23 protein-coding genes and 1 tRNA gene are annotated in these 21,809 nt (G+C 68.8%); 18 read left to right on the top strand and 6 right to left on the bottom strand.

Translation table 11 applies throughout. The annotated features are described in order from the left end of the window. Positions 1-81: 81 nt before the first annotated feature. The 3 genes from B5X82_RS14035 to B5X82_RS14025 are packed head-to-tail and all read left to right on the top strand — an operon-like array spanning position 82 to position 3,600. Positions 82-1,284 carry an acyl-CoA dehydrogenase family protein gene (locus tag B5X82_RS14035; RefSeq protein WP_079648799.1) on the top strand — a complete coding sequence of 401 codons (1,203 nt, stop codon included), beginning with the start codon at positions 82-84 and terminating at the stop codon, positions 1,282-1,284. 26 nt (positions 1,285-1,310) lie between these two features. Next, on the top strand, positions 1,311-2,126 hold the full coding sequence (locus B5X82_RS14030) for an alpha/beta fold hydrolase (protein WP_079648798.1): 816 nt from the start codon (positions 1,311-1,313) through the stop codon (positions 2,124-2,126). A gap of 7 nt (positions 2,127-2,133) precedes the next feature. After that, on the top strand, positions 2,134-3,600 hold the full coding sequence (locus B5X82_RS14025) for an FAD-dependent oxidoreductase (protein WP_079648797.1): 1,467 nt from the start codon (positions 2,134-2,136) through the stop codon (positions 3,598-3,600). A 155-nt stretch (positions 3,601-3,755) separates the two neighbouring features. Here B5X82_RS14025 and B5X82_RS14020 read toward each other — a convergent pair whose 3' ends face one another. After that, positions 3,756-4,838 (bottom strand): helix-turn-helix transcriptional regulator, encoded by a 1,083-nt coding sequence (locus tag B5X82_RS14020; RefSeq protein ID WP_223811137.1) that lies wholly within the window; start codon positions 4,836-4,838, stop codon positions 3,756-3,758. Positions 4,839-4,916: 78 nt separating this feature from the next. On the opposite strand from B5X82_RS14020, the gene cysD reads away from it, so the two are divergent. Genes cysD through B5X82_RS14005 form a run of 3 tightly spaced genes read left to right on the top strand, consistent with a single transcriptional unit; the run spans position 4,917 to position 8,496 of the window. Further along, complete coding sequence (cysD, locus tag B5X82_RS14015) at positions 4,917-5,831, top strand: sulfate adenylyltransferase subunit CysD (RefSeq protein ID WP_047170027.1); 915 nt, start codon at positions 4,917-4,919, stop codon at positions 5,829-5,831. Continuing rightward, on the top strand, positions 5,831-7,753 hold the full coding sequence (cysN, locus tag B5X82_RS14010; RefSeq protein WP_079648795.1) for a sulfate adenylyltransferase subunit CysN: 1,923 nt from the start codon (positions 5,831-5,833) through the stop codon (positions 7,751-7,753). The genes cysD and cysN overlap by 1 nt, the downstream gene beginning before the upstream one ends. Before the next feature lie 8 nt (positions 7,754-7,761). Further along, the gene (locus tag B5X82_RS14005) at positions 7,762-8,496 is read left to right on the top strand and encodes a 3'(2'),5'-bisphosphate nucleotidase CysQ (RefSeq protein ID WP_176152573.1); all 735 of its coding nucleotides are present in this window, start codon (positions 7,762-7,764) and stop codon (positions 8,494-8,496) included. A gap of 5 nt (positions 8,497-8,501) precedes the next feature. Here B5X82_RS14005 and B5X82_RS14000 read toward each other — a convergent pair whose 3' ends face one another. Next, complete coding sequence (locus B5X82_RS14000; protein ID WP_079648793.1) at positions 8,502-9,110, bottom strand: TetR/AcrR family transcriptional regulator; 609 nt, start codon at positions 9,108-9,110, stop codon at positions 8,502-8,504. A gap of 132 nt (positions 9,111-9,242) precedes the next feature. On the opposite strand from B5X82_RS14000, the gene B5X82_RS13995 reads away from it, so the two are divergent. The 7 genes from B5X82_RS13995 (at position 9,243) to B5X82_RS13965 (ending at position 13,679) form a co-directional block, all read left to right on the top strand. After that, positions 9,243-10,928 carry an N-acyl-D-amino-acid deacylase family protein gene (locus B5X82_RS13995; RefSeq protein ID WP_223811138.1) on the top strand — a complete coding sequence of 562 codons (1,686 nt, stop codon included), beginning with the start codon at positions 9,243-9,245 and terminating at the stop codon, positions 10,926-10,928. Continuing rightward, positions 10,925-11,143 carry a hypothetical protein gene (locus tag B5X82_RS13990; RefSeq protein ID WP_079648791.1) on the top strand — a complete coding sequence of 73 codons (219 nt, stop codon included), beginning with the start codon at positions 10,925-10,927 and terminating at the stop codon, positions 11,141-11,143. The genes B5X82_RS13995 and B5X82_RS13990 overlap by 4 nt, the downstream gene beginning before the upstream one ends. Beyond that, complete coding sequence (locus tag B5X82_RS13985; protein ID WP_079648790.1) at positions 11,140-11,391, top strand: hypothetical protein; 252 nt, start codon at positions 11,140-11,142, stop codon at positions 11,389-11,391. The genes B5X82_RS13990 and B5X82_RS13985 overlap by 4 nt, the downstream gene beginning before the upstream one ends. Continuing rightward, the gene (locus tag B5X82_RS13980; RefSeq protein WP_079648789.1) at positions 11,388-12,221 is read left to right on the top strand and encodes a Coq4 family protein; all 834 of its coding nucleotides are present in this window, start codon (positions 11,388-11,390) and stop codon (positions 12,219-12,221) included. Before B5X82_RS13985 ends, B5X82_RS13980 begins: the two co-directional genes overlap by 4 nt. Before the next feature lie 23 nt (positions 12,222-12,244). Then, on the top strand, positions 12,245-12,682 hold the full coding sequence (locus B5X82_RS13975; RefSeq protein ID WP_079649077.1) for a hypothetical protein: 438 nt from the start codon (positions 12,245-12,247) through the stop codon (positions 12,680-12,682). A 68-nt stretch (positions 12,683-12,750) separates the two neighbouring features. After that, positions 12,751-13,098 carry a hypothetical protein gene (locus B5X82_RS13970; protein WP_079648788.1) on the top strand — a complete coding sequence of 116 codons (348 nt, stop codon included), beginning with the start codon at positions 12,751-12,753 and terminating at the stop codon, positions 13,096-13,098. Positions 13,099-13,163: 65 nt separating this feature from the next. After that, the gene (locus tag B5X82_RS13965) at positions 13,164-13,679 is read left to right on the top strand and encodes a hypothetical protein (RefSeq protein WP_079648787.1); all 516 of its coding nucleotides are present in this window, start codon (positions 13,164-13,166) and stop codon (positions 13,677-13,679) included. A gap of 16 nt (positions 13,680-13,695) precedes the next feature. Here B5X82_RS13965 and B5X82_RS13960 read toward each other — a convergent pair. The 3 genes from B5X82_RS13960 to ppa all read right to left on the bottom strand — a co-directional run bounded on the left by B5X82_RS13960 (position 13,696) and on the right by ppa (position 15,871). Beyond that, positions 13,696-13,772: transfer RNA gene (locus B5X82_RS13960), tRNA-Pro, on the bottom strand. Between the two features lie 138 nt (positions 13,773-13,910). Beyond that, positions 13,911-15,167 carry an MFS transporter gene (locus B5X82_RS13955; RefSeq protein WP_079648786.1) on the bottom strand — a complete coding sequence of 419 codons (1,257 nt, stop codon included), beginning with the start codon at positions 15,165-15,167 and terminating at the stop codon, positions 13,911-13,913. 164 nt (positions 15,168-15,331) lie between these two features. Beyond that, positions 15,332-15,871, bottom strand: coding sequence for an inorganic diphosphatase (gene ppa, locus B5X82_RS13950; protein ID WP_079649076.1), 540 nt, complete (start codon positions 15,869-15,871; stop codon positions 15,332-15,334). A gap of 210 nt (positions 15,872-16,081) precedes the next feature. Between ppa and hisS the strand changes: the two genes are divergently transcribed. From hisS to B5X82_RS13930, 4 genes are all read left to right on the top strand, one after another. Continuing rightward, complete coding sequence (gene hisS / locus B5X82_RS13945) at positions 16,082-17,329, top strand: histidine--tRNA ligase (protein ID WP_079648785.1); 1,248 nt, start codon at positions 16,082-16,084, stop codon at positions 17,327-17,329. Between the two features lie 4 nt (positions 17,330-17,333). Beyond that, complete coding sequence (gene prfA, locus B5X82_RS13940) at positions 17,334-18,416, top strand: peptide chain release factor 1 (RefSeq protein WP_079648784.1); 1,083 nt, start codon at positions 17,334-17,336, stop codon at positions 18,414-18,416. After that, positions 18,409-19,233 (top strand): peptide chain release factor N(5)-glutamine methyltransferase, encoded by an 825-nt coding sequence (prmC, locus tag B5X82_RS13935; RefSeq protein WP_079648783.1) that lies wholly within the window; start codon positions 18,409-18,411, stop codon positions 19,231-19,233. Before prfA ends, prmC begins: the two co-directional genes overlap by 8 nt. Positions 19,234-19,528: 295 nt before the next feature. Beyond that, positions 19,529-20,368, top strand: a complete 840-nt coding sequence (locus B5X82_RS13930; RefSeq protein WP_079648782.1) for a DUF4167 domain-containing protein — start codon at positions 19,529-19,531, stop codon at positions 20,366-20,368. A gap of 74 nt (positions 20,369-20,442) precedes the next feature. On the opposite strand, the gene B5X82_RS13925 is transcribed toward B5X82_RS13930, so the two are convergent. Continuing rightward, positions 20,443-20,769, bottom strand: coding sequence for a hypothetical protein (locus B5X82_RS13925; RefSeq protein WP_139385115.1), 327 nt, complete (start codon positions 20,767-20,769; stop codon positions 20,443-20,445). A 144-nt stretch (positions 20,770-20,913) separates the two neighbouring features. On the opposite strand from B5X82_RS13925, the gene B5X82_RS13920 reads away from it, so the two are divergent. Beyond that, complete coding sequence (locus B5X82_RS13920) at positions 20,914-21,345, top strand: CBS domain-containing protein (RefSeq protein WP_079649075.1); 432 nt, start codon at positions 20,914-20,916, stop codon at positions 21,343-21,345. The last annotated feature ends 464 nt before the right edge of the window (positions 21,346-21,809 follow it).

Genomic DNA, 21,809 nt, shown 5'->3' with positions numbered 1-21,809 from the left:
ACGCTTTGCGTAGAAATCGATAGCTAAGATTACGAATCTGGTCGACGATCGGATTGGGAGAGAGTGACAGGAAGGCGATAGATGGCGACGGTGTTGAAGGGTGATGTCGCGATCCCCAGCGCGGAAGAGTTGATCGAGCGCGCACGGGCGATGATCCCGGTATTGCGGGAGCGCGCGCGCCGCGCGACGGCGGAGCACAAGGTTCCCGACGAGTCGATCGCGGAGATGCAGGCCGCGGGCTTCTTCCGCATCCTCCAGCCCAAGCGCTGGGGCGGCTACGAAATGCATCCGAACGTCTTCTTCGAGGTGCTCAAGACCATCGCCGAGGGCTGCATGTCGACCGGCTGGGTCTATGGCGTCGTCGGCTGCCACCCTTATGAGCTGGCACTGTTCCACGATCAGGCGCAGGTCGACGTGTGGGGCGACGACAGCAGCGTGCTGATCTCCTCCTCCTACCAGCCGGTCGGAAAGGTCGAGCATGTCGACGGCGGTTTCCGCCTGTCGGGCCGTTGGGGTTTCTCCTCGGGCTCGCAGCATTGCGACTGGGTGCTGCTCGGCGCGATGGTGCCGCCCAAGGCCGAGGGCGACGCCCCCGACATGCGCACCTTCCTGGTGCCGCGCGCCGACTATCGGATCGAGGAGACCTGGGACACGTTCGGGCTCCAGGGCACCGGCAGCCACGACATCGTCGTGGAAGGCGCCTTCGTCCCCGACTATCGCACCCACCGCGCCGCCGACGGCTTCCTGGGCACCAATCCGGGGATCAAGGAGAATGACGCGCCGCTGTTCACCCTGCCCTGGGCGCAGGTCTTCGTCCGCTCGGTCTCCTCGGCGGCGCTCGGCGGCACCCGGGCGGCGATCCAGGCCGCGGTCCAGATCGCGAAGGAGCGCGTCTCGACCAACACCGGCAAGGCGTCGAAGAACGATCCGATCCTGATGGGGGCGATCGCCAAGGCGCAGGCCCAGCTTCTCGAGATGGAGGCGACACTCGCCGCCAGCTTCGACGCGATGATGGCGAAGGCCGAGCGCGGCGAGCCGCTCGACATGGCCGAGCGCGCGCTCAACCGCTACCAGTCCTCTTCGGTCGTGCGCCGCTGCGCCGGGCTGGTCGACGAACTGATGCCGCTGCTCGGCGGGCGGGCGATCTACATGTCGAGCCCGATCGTCCAGCCCTGGCTCGATATCAGCGCCGCCCGGGCGCATGTCGCCAATGATCCGAACAACATGGCCGCCGATCTGGTCGGCACGCTCAACGGAGAGCCGCCGTCCTTCCTGTTCCTCTGAGGGCAGCCGGACGCGAAGGAGAGGATATGACCCAGGATTATGCGCGCACGACCTATGCGGTGTCGGGCGGCTACGAGATCGGCATGGCCGAGGCCGGCGAGGGGCCGGCGGTCGTATTCCTCCACGGCAGCGGGCCAGGCGCGTCGGGCACGTCGAACTTCCGGTCGAACGCGCCGGCCTTCGTCGCGGCGGGCTATCGCGTGCTGCTGCCCGACCTGATCGGCTACGGCGCCTCGTCGAAGCCCGAGGGCATCGATTATACGCTCCAGCTGTTCGCCGACACGGTGTACGAGGCGTTGGCCCAGGCCGGAGTGACCTCGGCGGTGCTGGTCGGCAATTCGCTGGGCGGCGGCATCGCGATGCAGCTCGCCTTCGACCATCCTGGCTTCGTCGAGAAGCTCGTGATGATGGCGCCGGGCTGCATCGAGGAGCTGCCCATCTATTTCGCCATGCCCGGCATCGCCAAGATGAAGTCGAGCTTCGGCAGCCCCGAATTCTCGCTGGCCGACCAGAAGGCGCTGATCACCAACCTGGTCTACGACCCGTCGTCGATCGACGACGCCCTCGTCGCCGAGCGCTTCGCGGTGGCGCGGACCCAGTCGAAGGACGTGCTGGCGCGGATGCGTACACCGAACCTCGCACCGCGGCTCGGCGAGCTGGCCATGCCGATCCTCGGCTTCTGGGGGCTGCAGGACGATTTCTGCCCCGCCTCGGGCGCGCAGCGTTTCCTCGATGCCTGCCCCGACGCCCGCTTCATGACCTTCAACAAGGTCGGCCACTGGGTGCAGGTCGAGCGTTCGGAGGAGTTCAACCGCTACACGCTCGCCTTCCTCCGCGGCTAAGAAAGGCATGACCGGCTATTCGCTCCATCGCCCGCTGCCCATCGGGGAGGTTCCCCGCTGGGACATCGAGACCGGCGTGGCGGTGATCGGCTTCGGCGCGGCCGGCGCCTGCGCGGCGCTCGAGGCGGCACGCGGCGGGGCGCGCACCACCCTGTTCGAGATGGGATCGGGCAGCGGCGGCGCCTCCGCGCTGTCGGGCGGCGAGATCTATATCGGCGGCGGCAGCGATGCGCAGAAGGCGGCGGGCTTCGCCGACACCCCCGAGGCGCTGGCCGCCTATCTGAAGCTTGCCGGCGGGCCCGATGCGGACGCCGCCAAATGCGATCTCTACGCGGCGCAGAGCCTCGCCCATTATGAATGGCTGAAGGCGCAGGGTGTCCCCTACAAGGGCAGCTTCGTGCCCGGCAAGATCATCGAGCCGGCGACCGACGACACGCTGATCTGGTCGGGCAGCGAGGAGGCCTGGCCTTTTTACGAGACAGCGGCCCCCGCGCCGCGCGGCCACGTCATCCAGTTCGAAGGCTGGGGTGGCGGGCGCCTGCTGGTCGACATTCTCGAACGCAATGTGCGCGCGGCCGGCGTCGACGTGCGGACCGATGCGCGCGTCGTCGCGCTGATCGCCGATGGCCCCGCGATCGTCGGACTGGTCGTCCGCATCGACAATCGCGACCATTTCGTCCGCGCGGGCTCGACGGTGATCTGCACCGGCGGCTTCTGCATGAACCAGGACATGATCCGCCGCTACGCGCCCGAGGCGCTCAAGCTCAGCGATCCGATCGGCGAGAACGACAACGGCTCGGGCATATTGATGGGGATGGGCGCCGGCGGCGACGCGATCCACATGGACGAGTTCTTCACCACCTGCCCGTGGATCATGCCCGAAAGCCTGGTGAAGGGGATCTTCGTCAACCGCAACGGGCAGCGCTTCATCAACGAGGACTGCTATCACGGCCGGGTCAGCCGGACGATGATCGACCAGCCCGGCGACCGTGTGTGGCTGCTCGTCGACAATGCGATCTTCGCGCGGCCGATCGACCTGGCGCGGATCGACATCGCGGCGGTGGGCGAGAGCTGGGAGGAGGTGGAGCGTGAGCTCGGCCTGCCCGAGGATACGCTGAGCGCCACGGTCCGCACCTTCAACCGCTACGCCGCCGAGGGCGAGGACCCGCTGTGGCACAAGGCGGCCAAATGGCTGAAGGTGCTCGACGAGCCGCCCTTCGCCGCACTCGAGCTCAATTTCGCGGGCAGCTATTTCTCCTTCTTCACCCTCGGCGGGCTCGCGACCCGCCCGACCGGCGAGGTGCTGGACCGCGCCCGCGAGCCGGTGCCGGGCCTGTTCGCCGCAGGGCGGGCGACGGCCGGCCTGCCGCGCTGGGGCCATGGCTACAGCTCGGGCATGAGCCTTGCCGACTGCACCTTCTTCGGGCGCCAGGCGGGTATGGCGGCGGCTGCGCGGGTGCGGGAAACCGCCTGAGCTGAGAGCTTTCATCTGATCCGCTCATCCTGAGGAGGGACTGAGCCCTGGCGAAGGCCCGTCTCGAAGGATCCTGTGTCCTTCGAGACGCCATTTCGCCTCCGCTCAATGGCTCCTCAGGATGTGCGGATTAAGGCGCGTACACGAACCCCAGTTCACGCCAGCAGCGTGACGCTGTCGAGGACCACGCGGACCAGGTCGGCCTGGCCGCGCGTGCCGGTCTTGGCGTAGATTCGCTTCGAATAGTTGCGCGCGGTCTCCAGCGAGAGGCGGAGCGTCGCCGCGGCCTCGGCGATCGACCGGCCGCGCGCGAGCGCGAGCGCCAGCCCGGCCTCGCTGGCCGACAGGCCATGGCGCGCCGCGAGCAGCCGGGCATGGCGGTTGTCGAGCGTGCGCGGCAGCCGCGCCACCGCAGCATAGGCCGGCATGACCGGTGCCGTCAGCGGCTTCTCGGCGATCGGCAGGGCGATCAGTGCGCCGTCCTCGTCGTCGTCGAGCGGCGCGAGCTGCGGTGGCGCGTCGGGCTGCGCGGTGAACAGCTCGACGAGCCGGGCCAGCCGCCGCTCGGCCTCCACCGACCCCGCGCTGATCCGCGCACCGGTGGCCGACAGCATCGGACCGGCGGCCGAGGAGGAGAGCTGCACCGCCCCGTCATTGCCGAGCACCGCCCAGGCGAGCCCGGCGCGGCGCAGCACGTCCTCGCTGACATGGGCGCGCAGCCGCTCGCGCTCCAGCACCGCGAAGTTGCGCAAGGCGATCGACAGGTGCGGCTGCAGCGCGGCGAGGATGGCGCTGTCCGACGCGGTGAAATTCTCCTTGTCGCGCAGCAGCACTGCCCAGGCACTGGTTCCGCCAGGCTCGGTCACGCGCATGAAGCGCCCATGGCCGACGCCGATCCGGTTGAGATATTCGTGGCGGAAGCGGTCGTGGCGCGGATCGGCGGCATCGATCAGCTCCTCGGGCGCATAGACCCGACCGGGGCGGAGCCGTTCATAGGGAATCGGGTCGAGGCGGGCGAGTTCCTCGAACTCGTGCGCGCGGGCGCGGACGTCGCGGCCGGCATGGACCTGGGTCGCGCGATGGATCGGCGCCTGCCCCTGCGAGAAGATCAGCGAGGCGTAATCGGCCCGCGTCCGGCGGCGGAGCCGTTCGAGGAAGCTGCCCCAGCGCGGCGTCTCGTGCAGCCCATCGTGCAGGGCCGTGAGCAGTTCCATCTCGTCGGTGCGGGTCAGCGCCATATTACCTCCCATATGGGAGGTTCGGCGCGATGTCAGCCCTCTAGATAGGGCGGCGAACGATAATCAGAGGATTCGCCGATGGTCGCCGACCCCAAGACCCTGACCCATCTCGAACGGCTCGAGGCCGAAAGCATCCACATCCTGCGCGAGGTGGTCGCCGAGTGCGAGAAGCCGGTGATGCTCTATTCGGTGGGCAAGGATTCGGCGGTGATGCTGCACCTCGCCCGCAAGGCCTTCTATCCCTCGCCGCCGCCCTTCCCGCTGCTACACGTCGACACGACCTGGAAGTTCCGGGCGATGTACGAGCTGCGCGACCGGATGGCGCGCGAGAGCGGCATGGAGCTGCTCGTCTACCATAATCCCGAGGCGCAGGAGCGCGGGATCAACCCGTTCGACCATGGCGCGCTCCACACCGACATGTGGAAGACCGAGGGGCTGAAGCAGGCGCTCGACAAATATGGCTTCGACGCGGCGTTCGGCGGCGCGCGGCGCGACGAGGAGAAGAGCCGCGCCAAGGAGCGCGTATTCAGCTTCCGCTCGGCCAATCACCGCTGGGACCCGAAGAACCAGCGGCCCGAGTTGTGGAACCTCTACAACGCCCGCAAGAACAAGGGCGAAAGCATCCGGGTGTTCCCGATCTCGAATTGGACCGAGCTCGACATCTGGCAATATATCCAGCTCAACGACGTGCCGATCGTGCCGCTCTACTTCGCCGACAAGCGCCCGACGGTGGAGCGCGACGGCATGCTGCTGATGGTCGACGACGACCGCTTCCCGCTCAAGCCCGGCGAGGTCCCGGTCGAGCGCTCGATCCGCTTCCGCACGCTCGGCTGCTACCCGCTGACGGGCGCGGTCGAGAGCGAGGCGAAGACGCTGAGCGAGGTGATCCAGGAGACGCTGCTGACCACGACATCCGAACGGCAGGGCCGCGCGATCGACAAGGATGCCGGCGGCGCCGGCATGGAGAAGAAGAAGCAGGAGGGCTATTTCTGATGACGACGGTCAACGCGGCCTCCGACGCCAGCGTCTACAAGGTCGAGGCGCTCATCGCCGAGGACATCGACGCCTATCTGGAGCTTCACCAGCACAAGACGCTGCTGCGCTTCATCACCTGCGGCTCGGTCGACGACGGCAAGTCGACCCTGATCGGCCGCCTGCTCTACGATTCGAAGATGATCTTCGAGGACCAGCTCGCCGCGCTCGAGGCGGACAGCAAGCGGGTCGGCACGCAGGGGCAGGAGATCGACTTCGCCCTTCTCGTCGACGGCCTCGCCGCCGAGCGCGAGCAGGGCATCACCATCGACGTCGCCTATCGCTTCTTCGGGACCGAGAAGCGCAAGTTCATCGTCGCCGATACGCCGGGGCATGAGCAGTACACCCGCAACATGGTGACCGGCGCCTCCACCGCCGACCTTGCGGTGATCCTGATCGACGCGCGCAAGGGCGTGCTGACCCAGACGCGGCGGCACAGCTATCTCGCGCACCTGATCGGTATCCGCCACATCGTGCTGGCGGTGAACAAGATGGACCTGGTCGACTATGACCAGAAGGTGTTCGACGACATCGTCGCCGACTATCGCGCCTTCGCCGAATCGATCGGCATCCGCGACTTCGTCGCCATGCCGATCTCGGGCTTCAAGGGCGACAACATCACCGGGCTGTCGCCCAACACGCCCTGGTATCGGGGGCCGGCGCTGATGGAGCATCTGGAGACGGTCGAAGTCGACCAGGTCTCCGACCAGGCCAAGCCGTTCCGCATGCCGGTGCAATGGGTCAACCGGCCCAATCTCGACTTCCGCGGCTTCTCGGGCCTCATCGCGGCCGGCACGGTCAAGCCGGGCGACAAGGTGCGCGTGCTGCCGTCGGGCAAGACCTCGACCGTGACCCGCGTGGTGACGATGGACGGGGACCTCGACGCCGGCGTCGCCGGCCAGTCGGTGACGATCACCCTGGCCGACGAGATCGACTGCTCGCGCGGCGACGTCATCGCCGCCGCCGACAATCCCCCCCAGGCTGCCGACCAGTTCGAGGCGACGATCGTCTGGATGTCGGACGAGGAGATGCTGCCGGGCCGCCCCTATTGGCTGAAGCTCGGCACACAGACCGTGTCGGCGAGCATCCAGGCGCCCAAATATCAGGTCAACGTCAACACCATGGAGCATCTGGCGGCCAAGACGCTGGAGCTCAACGCGATCGGCGTCGCCAATCTGTCGACCGATCGCAACCTGGTGTTCGAACCCTATGATGACAGCCGGTCGCTCGGCGGCTTCATCCTGATCGACAAGATCACCAACGCCACCGTCGCGGCGGGCATGCTGCACTTCTCGCTGCGCCGCGCGCAGAATGTCCACTGGCAGGCGACCGACATCTCGCGCGAGCATCACGCCGCGCTCAAGCACCAGAAGCCGGCGGTGCTGTGGTTCACCGGCCTGTCGGGCGCGGGCAAGTCGACCATCGCCAACCTGGTCGAGAAGAAGCTGGCGCGGATGAACCGCCACACCTTCCTGCTCGACGGCGACAATGTCCGCCACGGCCTCAACAAGGATCTCGGCTTCACCGATGCCGACCGGGTGGAGAATATCCGCCGCGTCGGCGAGGTCGCGAAGCTGATGACCGACGCCGGCCTGATCGTGATCACCGCGTTCATCTCGCCCTTCCGGGCGGAGCGCGACATGGTGCGCGCGATGATGGCGCCGGGCGAGTTCGTCGAGGTGCATATCGACACGCCGCTGGCGGCAGCCGAGGCGCGCGACGTGAAGGGCCTCTATGCCAAGGCGCGGTCGGGCCAGCTCAAGAACTTCACCGGCATCGACAGCCCCTATGAGGCGCCCGAGGATCCCGAGATCCATATCGACACCACCGCCATGACCGCAGAGGAAGCGGCCGATGCGATCGTCGCAAGGCTGATCCCGTGAGCGCCGCCATGACCGACGCCGAACTCGCCGCCCATCTCGCCGACTTCGCCGGGCGCCTGCTGCTCGACGTGCGCGCGAGCGGGATGTTCCCGGCCAAGGCGCTGGGCAAGGCGGGCGACCAGACCGCCAACCAGTTCCTGTGCCACGCGCTCCGCGCGCAGCGCCCCGACGACGGGCTGCTGTCCGAAGAGGAGAAGGACAATGCCGACCGGCTGTCCAAGGGCCGCGTCTGGATCGTCGATCCGGTCGACGGCACCCGCGAATATGGCGAGGAGCGCGCCGACTGGGCGGTCCATGTCGGGCTTTCGGTCGACGGTGTCGCAACCGTCGGTGCGGTGGCGCTGCCGGGGCTGGGCGTGGTCCTGCGGTCGGATCGGCCGCAGCCGCTGCCGCCCGCCAACCAGCCGCTCCGCATGCTCGTCAGCCGCACCCGGCCGGCGGCGGAGGCGGTCGCGGTCGCCGAACGGCTGGGCGCCGAGCTGCTGCCGATGGGGTCGGCGGGCGCCAAGGCGATGGCTGTGGTGCGCGGCGAGGCCGACATCTACCTCCACACCGGTGGCCAATATGAATGGGACAGCTGCGCTCCCGTCGCGGTCGCGGCGGCGCACGGCCTGTTCTGCGCGCGTGTCGACGGATCGCCGCTGCGCTACAACCAGCCTGACGTCTACCTGCCCGACCTGATCATCTGCCGGCCCGAGCTGGCCGACGCGGTGCTGTCGGCGGCGCGCGCCGAAGCCGCCTGACCGGATCAGGCCCGGTCGCGGTCCAATAGGCCGTCGATGATCATCCGGGTCACCCGCTCGGGATAGTCGGGCGGGGCGGCTTCCATGCTGAACAGCGCCCGGTAGAGCGACGGCCCGACCACCATGTCGAACAGCGTGTCGGGGCAGGTCGCGGCGGCGATCCGCCCCGTCGCCTTGCCCCGCGCGACGATCGCGGCGAAGGCGGCGCGGGCGTCGGCCTCGGCCTTGGCCTGCAGGTCGCGCTGGAGCGCGCGGTCGCCCTGCGTGTCGGCGATCACCCCGACCGCCGCCGCGCCGATGTCGGGCTGCCGATAGCGGTCGAACACCTGGTGGACGAGCGCCAGCACCTGCGCCTCCAACCCTTCGGAGTCGATCAGCACGGGGAAGGTACCGTCGCCACCGCTGGCGATCTCGCTGGCGAGATGCGCGCGCGTCGGCCAGCGCCGGTAGATCATCGAGCGGGGGATGTCGGTCATCTGCGAAATGGCGTCGAAGGCGAGCGCGCGATAGCCGCCCTCGGCCAGCAAGTTGCGCGCCGCGTCGACGATCCTGCGGTCGATCTCGGCGTCCCGCGGCCGCCCCCGGCCGCGCGCGGCCGCCTTTTCCTCGGTCATGGCGGCACGCTGCCACGGCGACGCGCGGCAAGTCCAGACGCTTGAACCGATGCGCTTGATTTTATCGGTACAATATGTACCTTTTATCTATGGCGACCGCGGGGACTCGCGGCGCCGTGGGAGAAGATGCCGATGCTCGACCTCGTGATTCGCAATGGACTTGTCTGCGACGGCAGCGGCGCGCCCGCCTATCGCGGCAGCGTCGGCATCCGCGACGGGCGGATCGTCGCGATGGGGGAGGTCGACGGCCTCGCCCGGCAGATCGTCGACGCCGGCGGCCTGGTCATCGCGCCGGGCTTCATCGATCCGCACACCCATTATGACGCCCAGCTTGTCTGGGACGGACAGGCGCAGCCCTCGCTCGAACATGGCGTGACGACGGTGGTGCCCGGCAACTGCTCGCTCAGCCTGGCGCCGCTCCGCGCCGAGCATCGCGAGCTGCTCGGCGCCACCTTCCGCAAGATCGAGGAGATGCCGAAGAACGCCTTCGATGCCGGGCTGAGCTGGGAATGGGAGAGCTTCGCCGACTATCTGGCGGCGATCCGGCCGGGCCTCGGCGTCAACGTTGCGCCGCTCGTCGGGCACAGCCTGTTGCGGCTCTGGGTGATGGGTCTGGAGGCGCGTGAGCGGGCGGCGACCGATGCCGAGATCGCCGCGATGCAGGCGCTGCTCGGCGAATGCCTCGACGCCGGGGCGGTGGGGATGAGCGGGTCGTGGGTCGACATCGACCATGAGAACCGCCCGGTGCCGGCGCGGCTGGCCGAGCCGAAGGAGCTCGACGCCCTCTGCGCCACGCTCGGCGAAAAGGGCGGGATCCTCCAGATCGTGCCCGAATTCTGGGACGCCGACCTGCTTTGCGCGCGGATCGACCTGCTCGCCGACCTGTCGCGCCGGCATGGCATCCGCACCACATTCTCGCCGCTGTTCGACAGCAATGCCGCGCCCGAGCTGGTCGGCATCGCGCTCGACCGCATCCGGCTGCAGACCGCGCATGGCGCGACCGTGGTGCCGCAGATGCAGACCCGGCCGATCGACCTGTCGTTCGACCTGACCGCGCCGATGTCGACCTTCGCGACGCTGCCCGGCTGGTGGGCGATGACCCTGCTGCCGCAGGCGGAGAAGCTGGTGCTGCTCCGCGACCCCGACCGCCGCCGCGCGCTGGCGGCGGAGATGGACGACTTCTTCATGCCGATCGGCCTGCAGATCGACTTCGCCGACGCCTATGTGAAGCGGATGGGCACGCCCGATGGGGCGCTGATGGGCCGACGGATCGGCGACCTTGCCGCCGAGCGCGGCTGCCACATCGCCGACGTGATCATCGACATCGCCTTGGCCGACGACCTCGCCACTTCGTTCGGCCTCGATGCGATCGGCCATGACGACGCGGCGAAGATCGCGACGATGCTCGCCGATCCCCTGGTCGGGATCGGCGCGGGCGACGGCGGCGCCCATGTCACCAATTTCGCGACCTATGGCGACACCGGCTATCTGTTCAGCCGCTATGTCCGCGGCTTCGGCGCGATGCCGCTGGAAACGGCGGTGCGCAAGCTGACCCACGACGTCGCGCGGCTCTGGGGTCTGGACAGACGCGGCCTGCTCCGGCCCGGCTATGCCGCCGACATCGTCCTGTTCGATCCCGAGCGGATCGACCGAGGGCCGGAGATACCGGTCGAGGACCTGCCGGCGGACGGCTTCCGCTACATCCGGCGGGCGAGCGGGATCGACCGCGTCTTCGTCAACGGCGCGCTCGCCTATAGCCGCGACGGCGGCTATGCGGCCGCGCGCGCCGGCACGGTCGCGGAAAGGGTCGCGGCATGAGCGCCACGCCCGCCCCCGCGCGCCGCTTCGTCCAGCCGGAGAGCGGCGACGACTGGCCGCGCATCGCCGCGCGGGTCCTGCCCGACCTGCCGGTCGAGACCGCGATCGAGCAGCTCAAGAGCTGGAACCTGCACCTCGTCTTCCGACCGATCAGCGTGATCACGCCGTCGGACATCCTGTTCGTCGAACCGCCGCGCGCCGCAGCCGGGGCGTGAACGGGGAAGCGCGGATCGAGGCGGTGCGGCTGACCCCGACGCATGACGGGGAGACGGCGCTGGCGGTGACGCTGCGCTTCGCCAATGGCGGCCGGTCGCAGGTGCAGATCGACGCCGACGGCCTGCGCCGGGTGCTGGCCCGCGCTGGCGCCAGCCATGCGGCGGAGCTGATCGGACGGAACTGGGTCGTGCTGGACGTCGCGCAGCCGGCCTTCATGACGGGACCAAAGGGAGGGAAAGGGCGATGAACGGGCAAACCGGTCTGGCAGCCGACGAGGCGGCCTATCTGACGGGCGCGGCGGAGCCGGCGACGTCGAGCGTGCTGATCAGCAATTCCAAATTCCTCAACAGCCCGTTGTTCCGCGACGTCTATGCGCAGATGGGGCTGAAGCGCGACGGCCACGACCTGCCCGACGCCTATCTGATCCCCACCCTGTCGCGGGCGATGGGCGAGGTGGTCGATCCGGCGCGGACGATGGCGCTGCTCGCCGCCGAGCGCGAACGCCTTCCCGAATTCGCCGCCTGGCTCGACGAACGTTTCGTATCCGACTTCACCGCCGAGCAGGTGGCGCATTGCGCCGAGGGGACGCTGGGCGCCCGCATCCATGATTTCATCGCCGGCAGCGGCTACCAGATCGACTTCCTGTTCAAGGACGCGCCGCGCAACGACTATGAGTTCCTGCTCAAGCGACGCGCCCAGAACCACGACATCGAGCATATCGTCACCGGCCTCTGCCCGAGCCAGGTGGGCGAGGTCGCGCTGATCGCCGCCAACACGATCGCCAATGCCCGCTATTTCTCGACCGACTTCGCGCATGAGCTGAACCTCTACGGCACGGTCCTCATGTCGACCTCGCTCAGCCGGTCGGGGCTGCATTATCCGAAGACGCTGCCATCGCTGCTCGAGGGTTTCGCGCGCGGCTATGCGCTGGGCGCGAAGCAGGAAAAGCCGCTCTTCATGATCCGCTGGGAGGATCATATCGATCGACCGATCGCCGATATCCGCGCCGAGTTCGGTTTCGAGGACGGGCCCGAGCCCGGCCATTGGGACTGGATTTTCGAGGCGTTCAAGGGCTGACACAGCAAGAGGGAGAGATGGAGATGACCGTGACGACCGGCCTGAGGGGCCCCGAGGGCCTGTGCCGCAGCTATGGCCAGGCGATGCTCGATCGGGACGGGCAGGCGCTCGCGGCCCATTATCTGTTCCCCTACATCTCCTTCACCCTTGGCCATGTCCACAGCTTCGAGGATCGCGCGACCGCCGACGCGGCCTGCGCCGACCAGATCGCCCGCTTCGGCCGCGCCGGCGTCGGTACCGACATCCGCCTCGCCGGCTATCGGGTCGAACCCGTCTCGGCCGATTCCGCACTGTGCCATGTGACCTGGGAAGTGTTCCCGGTGAACGGCACGCCCGGCTGGTCCTGGACCAACGTCTACGGCTATCGCCGGCGCGGCGAGGAGGAGGGTTTCGAGTTCAACATCTCCGACCAGGAGATCGGCGAGCTGCTCCGGCGCTTCCCCGACTTCTACAGCCTGTAGCGGCCCGGTCTTGAAGCCGATTCCAGATCGCCGTTGACGTTCACCGCGGGCTCGGCCAGCAGGCGGGGATGCCGATCGAACGCTATCTCCGCCCCATCGTCGATGCCTATGCCGAGCTGGTCGAGCGGATCGCCGCCGCGACCGGCTTCCCGGATCAGCTGCTCCACGTCCATGCGGGGCTGCTGATCCTGGTTCTTGCCCGGCTGTTCACCCGGCGCTCCTTCGCCTCGCCGGTGCCGCTCGCCGTGGTCGCCGCGGCGGAATTGATCAACGAGATCCTCGACCGGCTTCACCATGGCCGCTGGATGCCCGACACCGCCAGCGACGTGATCAACACGCTGTTCTGGCCGCTGGTCATCTTCGCGATCGAGCGGTGGCGCTCCGGGGGATCGGGCGGCCGATCGCGGCGGCGCTAGGCGTCGTGGTGGCGGTTCGGTGAACCTCGCGTCGCGCGCGTCGTTGTCCTGTCGGGAGAAACGGGATGGCGCGCAGGCTGAAGGTGTTCCGGACGGCGATCGGCTTTCATGACGCCTATGTCGCGGCCCCTAGCCGCAAGGCCGCCCTCGATGCCTGGGGCAGCGATCATGATCTCTTCGCGACCGGTGCGGCCGAGCTCGTCACCGAGCCGGAGCTGACGCGCGAGCCGCTGGAAAAGCCCGGCACCGTCATCAGGCGGGCGCGGGGCACCGCCGACGAGCATCTGGCATCGATCGAGAAGGATCGGCCGAAGCGCAGCCGGGCCGCTGCGCCTCCGCGCCGCGCGCCGCCGCGACCGAGCAGGGCTGCGGTGGACCGGGCCGAAGCCGCGCTGGCCGAGGCGGAGGCGGCGCGAAGGGCCGAGCTGGACGAGGTCGTCCGGAAGATCGAGGCGCTGTCCCGCCGCAAGCGCCAGCTGGAGGCGAAGCACCGCCGCGCGATCGACCGCCTGACACGCGCCCTGGACGAGCGGCGATCGGACTATGACGACCGGCTCGCCCGCTGGCGCGAGGAGCGATGAAGCATGGAAAGGAAAATGGTCGGGGAGAGAGGATTCGAACCTCCGGCCCCTGCCTCCCGAAGACAGTGCTCTACCAGGCTGAGCTACTCCCCGACGGAGATCCGGTCGTTTTTTCGGCTTCGGGAGCCGACCGGATTGAGCCAAGTCGGGGCCCTATAGGGGGCGCTCCGATTCCATGCAAGGGGCTGTTTTCGACTTTTTCGGCGGAAGCCGACCGCCGTTCCCCATGGCTCAATGTGCGAAGGCCGGCGCCTTGTGGCCGAGACCCATCGCGGCGAAGGCGGCAAGCACGCCGAACGCGCCTGCGATGGCGAAGGCGAGCAGGTAGCTGCCCGTCTGCTCGCGGATCAGGCCCGCGCCGAATGCGGCGACGGCGGCACCGATCTGGTGGCCGGTCATCACCCAGCCGAAGATGATCGGCGCCTTCGCCTCGCCGAAATGGCGGGTCGCCAGCGCCACGGTCGGCGGCACCGTGGCGATCCAGTCGAGCCCGTAGAAGACCGCGAAGAGCAGCAGGCCGGTCGGCTGGAAATCGAGCGCCGGCAATGCCATCAACGACAGGCCGCGCAGCGCGTAATAGACGAACAGCAGCTTGCGCGGATCGTAGCGATCGGTCAGCCAGCCCGAGGCGGTGGTGCCGATCAGGTCGAACAGGCCCATGAGCGACAGCAGCCCCGCCGCCTGCACCGGCGAAATGCCGTTGTCGCCGCAATAGGCGATCAGGTGGGTGCCGACGAGGCCGTTGGTGGTCAGCCCGCAGACGAAGAAGGTGCCGAACAGCAGCCAGAAGGCCCGGCTGCGCATCCCCTCGGCCAGGGTGGTGATCGCCAGCATCGCGCCGCGCCGGTTCTCGGCCGGCGGCGGGGTGCCGGGCGCTTCGCCATAGCGTTCGGCACCGATCGCCGCCGGGCCATCGGGCATCAGCAGCCAGACCACCGGGATCAGCGCGGCGGCGGCCAGCCCGACCGCGAGCGCCACCGGCGTCCAGGCGCCGTTGCGGGTCAGCCAGGCCATGGCGGGCAGGAACAGCAGCGATCCGGTCGCGGTGCTCGCGGTGAGCAGGCCGATCATCAGCCCGCGCCGCGTCGCGAACCAGCGGTTGACCACGGTCGCGCCGAGCACCGGCGCGATCGCGCCGCTGCCGATACCCGAGATTACGCCCCAGCTCAGCACATAATGCCAGCTCTCGGTCATCCACAGGCTGGCGAGGCTGGACGCCGCCATCAGCGCGAGGCTGCCGATCATCGTCCGGCGGATGCCGATCGACTGCATCAGCGCGGCCGCGAACGGGCCGGTCAGGCCGTAGAGGAAGATACCGACCGCCGCGGCGAAGGAGATGGTCGCGCGGTCCCAGCCGAAATGCGCTTCGAGCGGCAGGATCAGCACGCTCGGCGCCGAGCGCAGCGCCGCCGCGACGAGCAGGGCGAAGAAGGTGACCGCTATGACGACGAAGGCATAGCGCTGTCCGGTGGCGCGACGATAGAGCATGGCGCGACCGTACCGATCGGTACGTCGTCGCGCAAGGGGGATGTGGTTGAGGAGAAGAGGGCCGTCATCCCGGCGAAAGCCGGGATCTCACTTCTCTGTCGGTGCTACCGAAAGGTAGGAGATTCCAGCTTTCGCTGGAATGACGGTGGGTTCTTTCCAGGGTGTCAGGCCGCCTTGGCCTGCTTCGCCCGGTCGATCGCTTCGAGCACGATGGTGCGCGCGTCGCTGGCGCCGCCCCAGGTGCCGATCCGCACCCACTTCTCGGCTTCGAGGTCCTTATAGTGGGTGAAGAAGTGCTCGATCTGCTGCAGCACGATCTGCGGCAGGTCGTCACGCTCGTTGACGTCGGTATAATAAGGGAAGGTGCTGTCGACCGGCACGCAGACGAGCTTCTCGTCGCCGCCATGTTCGTCCTCGAGGTTGAGCACCGCGATCGGGCGGGCGCGGACGACGCAGCCCGGCACGAAGGGCGAGCGCGCGACGACCAGCGCGTCGAGCGGATCGCCGTCGGGCGACAGCGTGTGGGGCACGAAGCCGTAATTGGCGGGATAGCGCATCGGCGTGTGCAGGATGCGGTCGACGAACAACGCGCCCGACTTCTTGTCGAACTCATATTTCACGGGTTCGCCGCCCACCGGCACTTCGATGATGACGTTGAGGCTGTTGGGCGGATCGTCGCCCACGGGGATGAGGTCGATGTTCATGGCCGCGCCTTTATGCTGCACCGCATCGGATTCCAAGCGCCAATAGGGATGATATGGCGGTTTTCCGCGACGGAAGGGCGTTCGCGCGCGCCAAGTCCCTGCAAGCTATGCTTTTACCATGATTTTCGGGCCTCCGCATCGCCCGTCCCCACATGGCCGGGGAATCGCAAAGCGCTTCCACCCCGGCCAAAGGGACGATAAGGGCGCGGCATGAGCAGGATCGAAACACCGCGCCCGATCCGGGGCACGCAGGATATGCTGGGCGAGCAGGCATTGCGCTTCGGCCATGTCGTCCAGACCTTCGATCGGGTCCGCCGCCTCTATGGCTTCGGCCGGGTCGAGGTGCCCGTGTTCGAGCCGACCGCGGTCTTCGCCCGTTCGCTGGGCGAGACGACCGACGTCGTCTCCAAGGAGATGTACAGCTTCGAGGACCGCGGCGGCGATTCGGTGACGCTGCGCCCCGAATTCACCGCCGGCATCGCCCGCGCCTATCTGACCGAGGGCTGGCAGCAGCATGCGCCGCTCAAGGTCGCGACCCACGGCCCGCTGTTCCGCTACGAACGGCCGCAGAAGGGGCGCTACCGCCAGTTCCACCAGCTCGACGCCGAGGTGATCGGCGCCGCCGAGCCGCAGGCCGATGTCGAGCTGCTGTGCATGGCCGACCAGTTGCTGCGCGAGCTCGGGGTCGCGGACGGCGTGACGCTGACGCTCAACACGCTCGGCGACGGCGAGACGCGCGAGGCGTGGCGCGCCGCGCTGGTCGCGCATTTCGAGAAGCATCGCGGCGAGCTGAGCGAGGACAGCCTCGACCGGCTGGCCAAGAACCCGCTGCGCATTCTCGATTCGAAGGACCCGCGCGATCGCCCCATCGCCGACGCCGCGCCCGAGATCGACGATTATCTTTCGGCCGAGGCGGGCGCCTTCTTCGCGGCGGTGACCAAAGGGCTCGACGCCGCGGGGGTGGCCTGGACGCGCAACGCGCGGCTGGTGCGCGGGCTCGATTATTACCGCCACACCGCGTTCGAGTTCGTCACCGACCGGCTCGGCGCGCAGGGCACGGTGCTGGGCGGCGGCCGCTATGACGGGCTGATCGAGACGCTCGGCGGCCCGGTTACGCCGGCGGTCGGCTGGGCGGCGGGGATCGAGCGGCTGGCGATGCTGATCGACCTGCCGGCGCCCGAGCGGATCGAGGTCGCGGTGGTGCCGATGGGCGAAGGCGCACAGGCCCTCGCGGCCCGCGCACTGGCCGACCTGCGCCGCGCCGGCATCGCTGCCGACATGGCCTATAAGGGCAATATGAAGCGGCGGATGCAGAAGGCCGATGCCAGCGGCGCGCGTTATGCGGTGATCATCGGCGACGACGAGGTCGCGCGCGGCGAGGTGTCGCTCAAGGACATGGCCGCGCAGACCCAGGGCCCCGTGGCGATCGACGCTCTCGTGGCGGCGATCCGGGGCTGACGCCATGGCGGGGATAACCTCGGCGCGGATCGCGCAGATCGAGGCTCGTCGCGACGAGCTCCAGGCGCTGATGGCGCGCGGCGACCTGCCGTCGGACCAGTTCGTCCAGCTTTCCAAGGACTATGCCGAGATCGAGCCGGTCGCCCAGGCGGCGGGCGAGGTGCGGCGGTTGCGCGCCGAGCTCGAGGTGCTCAAGGGCATGGCGGAGGACGAGGCGGGTGATGCCGAGCTGCGTGCCATGGCGATCGAGGAGGCCGAGGAGATCCGCGCCCGCCTGCCCGAAGCGGAACGCACGCTGGCGCTCAAGCTGCTGCCGCGCGACGCCGCGGACGAGCGTTCGGCGATGCTCGAGATCCGCGCCGGCACCGGCGGCGACGAGGCGGCGCTGTTCGCGGGCGACCTGTTCCGCATGTACCAGCGCTATGCCGAGGATCGCGGCTGGCGGGTCGAGCTGATCTCGGCGAGCGCGGCCGACCTCGGCGGCTACAAGGAAGTGGTCGCGAGCGTCACCGGCGCGGGGGTGTTCGCGCGGCTGAAGTTCGAGAGCGGCGTCCACCGCGTGCAGCGCGTGCCGGTCACCGAATCGGGCGGACGGATCCACACCTCGGCGGCCACCGTCGCGGTGCTGCCCGAGGCCGAGGAGGTCGACGTCCATATCGACGACAAGGATCTGCGGATCGACGTCTATCGGTCGTCGGGACCAGGCGGCCAGTCGGTCAACACCACCGACAGCGCGGTCCGCATCACCCATCTGCCGACCGGCCTGGTGGTGATCCAGCAGGACGAGAAGTCTCAGCACAAGAACAAGGCCAAGGCGCTCAAGGTGCTGCGCACCCGGCTCTACGAGATGGAGCGTGAGCGGCTGGCGAGCGAGCGGGCCGGCGCGCGCAAGTCGATGGTCGGGTCGGGCGACCGCTCCGAACGCATCCGCACCTATAATTTCCCGCAGGGGCGGGTGACCGATCATCGCATCAACCTGACCCTCCACCGCCTGTCGGAAATCCTCGAAGGGCCGGGGCTCGACGAACTGGTCGGCGCACTGATCGCCGAGGACGAGGCCGAACGGCTCGCTCAGCTGGATGGCTGAGACGGTTCGCGCGGCCCTCGTCCGCGCGGCGGCGGCGCTCTCCGCGACCAGCGACACCGCGCGGCTCGATGCCGAACTGCTGATGGCGCATGCGTTGGGCGTGTCGCGGGATGGGATGCTGCTGGGACGGCTCGACGATCCCGCGCCTGCCGCGTTCGAGCCGCTGCTGGCGCGGCGGCTGGCGCGGGAGCCGGTCGCCTATATCGTCGGCGAGCGCGATTTCTGGACGATCAGCCTGAAGGTCGGCCCCGGCGTGCTGATCCCGCGTCCCGACAGCGAGACGCTGATCGAGGCTGCGGTCGAGCATTTCGCCGCTGCGGGGCCGGCGCGCATCCTCGACCTCGGCGTCGGATCGGGGGCGCTACTGCTGGCGGCCCTGGCGCAATGGCCGGCGGCGAGCGGGATCGGCGTCGACAGGTCCGCGGCTGCGGCGGCGATCGCGCGGGACAATGCCGCCCGGCTGGGCCTGGCTGGCCGGGCCGAGATCCGGATGGGCGACTGGGCCGAGGGGATCGACGAGCGCTTCGACCTGCTGCTGTGCAATCCCCCCTATGTCGAGAGCGGCGCGCGCCTCGCGCCCGACGTGGTGGGGCACGAGCCGGCCTCGGCACTGTTCGCGGGCCCCGACGGGCTCGACGATTATCGCCGGTTGGCGCCGATGATCGGCCGGCTGCTCGCGCCGGGCGGCCTTGCCGCGGTCGAGATCGGGGCGGAGCAAGGGGATGCCGTGGTCGCGCTGTTCGCCCGCCACGGGCTCGCCGGATCGGTCCGCCGCGATCTCGCGGGGCGCGACCGGGCGATCCTCGTCCGCGCCTGAACCTTTTGTCGAAAGCCAGCATATTCCGCTTGGAAAATGCCGCGCGAGCCCCTACATCAGGTCCATGGACAGGGCTCGGGATGCCATTGCGCACCGGCCCGATGCTACGACCTCCAATGTCACGGACGCCTTTTTCGGCGGCCTTGTCACATGGCGGATGCGGGCCTTGACCGGCCCGCGCCTTGGGGCGGCGTGCATCATAGGACGGTTTGGGGCGGGGCCCCGACAGGTTCCGGGGTGGTCCCGGAAATGGGAGTGGTGAACCGATACCACCAGTGACGAGGACATCGGAAAGTTGATCAATAATCGGCAGAACGGCCGCCGTCGCGGTCGTGGCGGTGGGTCGGGCGCGCCCCGGCCGAACGGTTCCAACGGCGGCCAGGATCGCGGCAACCGCATCGACAATCGTGCGCGCGGCAACGCGGCCCAGCTTCTTGAGAAATACAAGGCGCTGGCGCGCGACGCCCAGATGCAGGGCGACCGGGTCAACACCGAATATTATCTGCAGTTCGCGGACCATTATTTCCGGGTGCTGAGCGAGAGCCGCTCGCGCTTCGAGGATCAGCAGCCGCGTCCGCGCCGTGACGAGTTCAGCGGCGCCGCCGACGAGGAATATGGCGACGAGGGCGAGCGGATCGGCGCCGACGAGCAGCAGCCGGCGCGTGGCCCCGGGCAGGAGCGGGGCTTCCATCGCCGCGACCGGGACCGCGATGCCGAGCCGCGCCGCGAGCGGGATGCCCGCGACCGTGATGTCGAGGCCGAGGCGCCCGTTACGGCCCAGGCCCAGGCCCCCGTCGATGCCGACGGCGAGGACGAGGATCGTCGGCCGCGCCGTGGCCGCGCCCCGCGTACCGATCGTCATGTCGAGGCGCCGTCGGTGGCGCCCGAGCTGCCGCTGGCCCAGGCGGGGCCCGAGCCGCTCGCTGCCGCCGAGGAGGAGCCCGCCGCGCCGGTCCGCCGTCGTGGCCGCCCGCCGAAGGCGAAGCCCGCCGAGGCGGCCGAGCAGATCGAGGTCGATCGCCTGCCCCCGTCGCTGACGCTGCAGGCACCGGTCAATGACGGCGGCGAGGGCGACGAAGCCCCGCGTCCGCGGACCCGGACCCGCAAACCGCGCGGTGAGACCGCAGCGGCCTGAGCGGCTTCGCATATGGCTGGAAAACGAAAGGGCGGCCTTCGGGTCGCCCTTTTGCGTTCAGTCCCGGTTTTTGCTCAGTCGCGGGGGCGCCTGTCCCAGCGGCTGCCGTCCTCGGGTTCGAAATGGGCGACGTCCTCGTCATGGCCGGTGCCCGAGCTCATGAAGATCAGCGCCATCAGCGCGCCGGCGAGCAGCACCGACAGCGCGACCCCGGCGCTCGTCGCGATCACCACCGCCACCGTCAGCGGCGATCCGTCCGCCCAGAGATAGAGGAGCGCGGCGGCGACGGCGAACATGGCGGTCGCGATCACCCAACGCATGATCCAGCGGAAGCGAAGCCAGGCGCGAGCCGCCTGCTGGGGATCGGACAGGTGATTGCGGGGCTTCGACATGGCTTCCATTTGGGGCGGAAAAGTGGGATCATCAACCCCGCCGGGACCCGGCGACATTCGGACCTCCGTTGCGGAACGGACGACCCGGACCCGGCATTGACAGTCCAGGGCCATGCGGCCCCCGGACGAACCATGTTGGGGAAGGAGGCCGAGATGACGATTGCGGCGATTCTGCAGGACCGAGGCGAGAACAGCATCATCAGCGTGTCGCTGGACATGCCGGTGGTCGAAGCGCTCGCGCTGCTCGCGGACAAGCGGATCGGCGCGGTGCCGGTGATCGACCGGGAACAGGTGGTGGGGATCCTGTCCGAACGCGACATGATCTACGGCATGCGGCGCGACGGAGCCGCCTTCCTTGATCGGCCGGTGCGCGAGGCGATGACCTCCCCGGTGATCACGGTGACGAGCAGGACCACGCCGCTCGAGGCGCTGGCGATGATGACGCGGCGCCGGATTCGCCATCTGCCGGTGGTCGACGACGGCGTGCTGGTCGGCTTCGTCTCGATCGGCGACTTGGTGAAGGCGCGGATGGAGCGGATCGAGCAGGAGGCTGCGGCGATGCGCGAGTATATCCAGACCGCCTGAGGTTGAGCCCGCGCGGCGCCTGAGCGATGCCCTCTCGTGATCGGTCGCAGACCGGGCATGATGGCAGGACAGGAAAAGCGGCTCGTTCCAGTGACTTGTCGGGCGGCGCGATTCCCGCCGCCCGAATCGCGGCGGGGTTGATTCGGCGTCGCCGCTTCCTATCTCCTCTTCTGATGCAGCGCTGAAAGCCCCGGATTCCGGGCCTCTATTTGCGCTGCAAAAAAGTTGTAATTTTGTTGTTGACCGGCGGAGGCCTCGCCCATAGAAGCCCCTCCACCGACGGCGGCGACGCGGTTCACCGAGGCGCCACCGACTTCCCGATCGACAAGTCGATCACCCGAAGAGCGATCTTGGGGGAGGGAAGGTTTTCGGTTCTTTGACATTGTTGGAAGATGAAGGGACATGTGGGCGGCGGCTCCGGGTTTCGACGGCTTCAAGGCGTCGGGGTTCGGTTAAAGCCAAGC

Source organism: Rhizorhabdus histidinilytica (genome assembly GCF_900167915.1).
GTDB classification, from domain to species: domain Bacteria; phylum Pseudomonadota; class Alphaproteobacteria; order Sphingomonadales; family Sphingomonadaceae; genus Rhizorhabdus; species Rhizorhabdus histidinilytica.
This window is presented reverse-complemented; position numbering and strand designations above follow the sequence as displayed.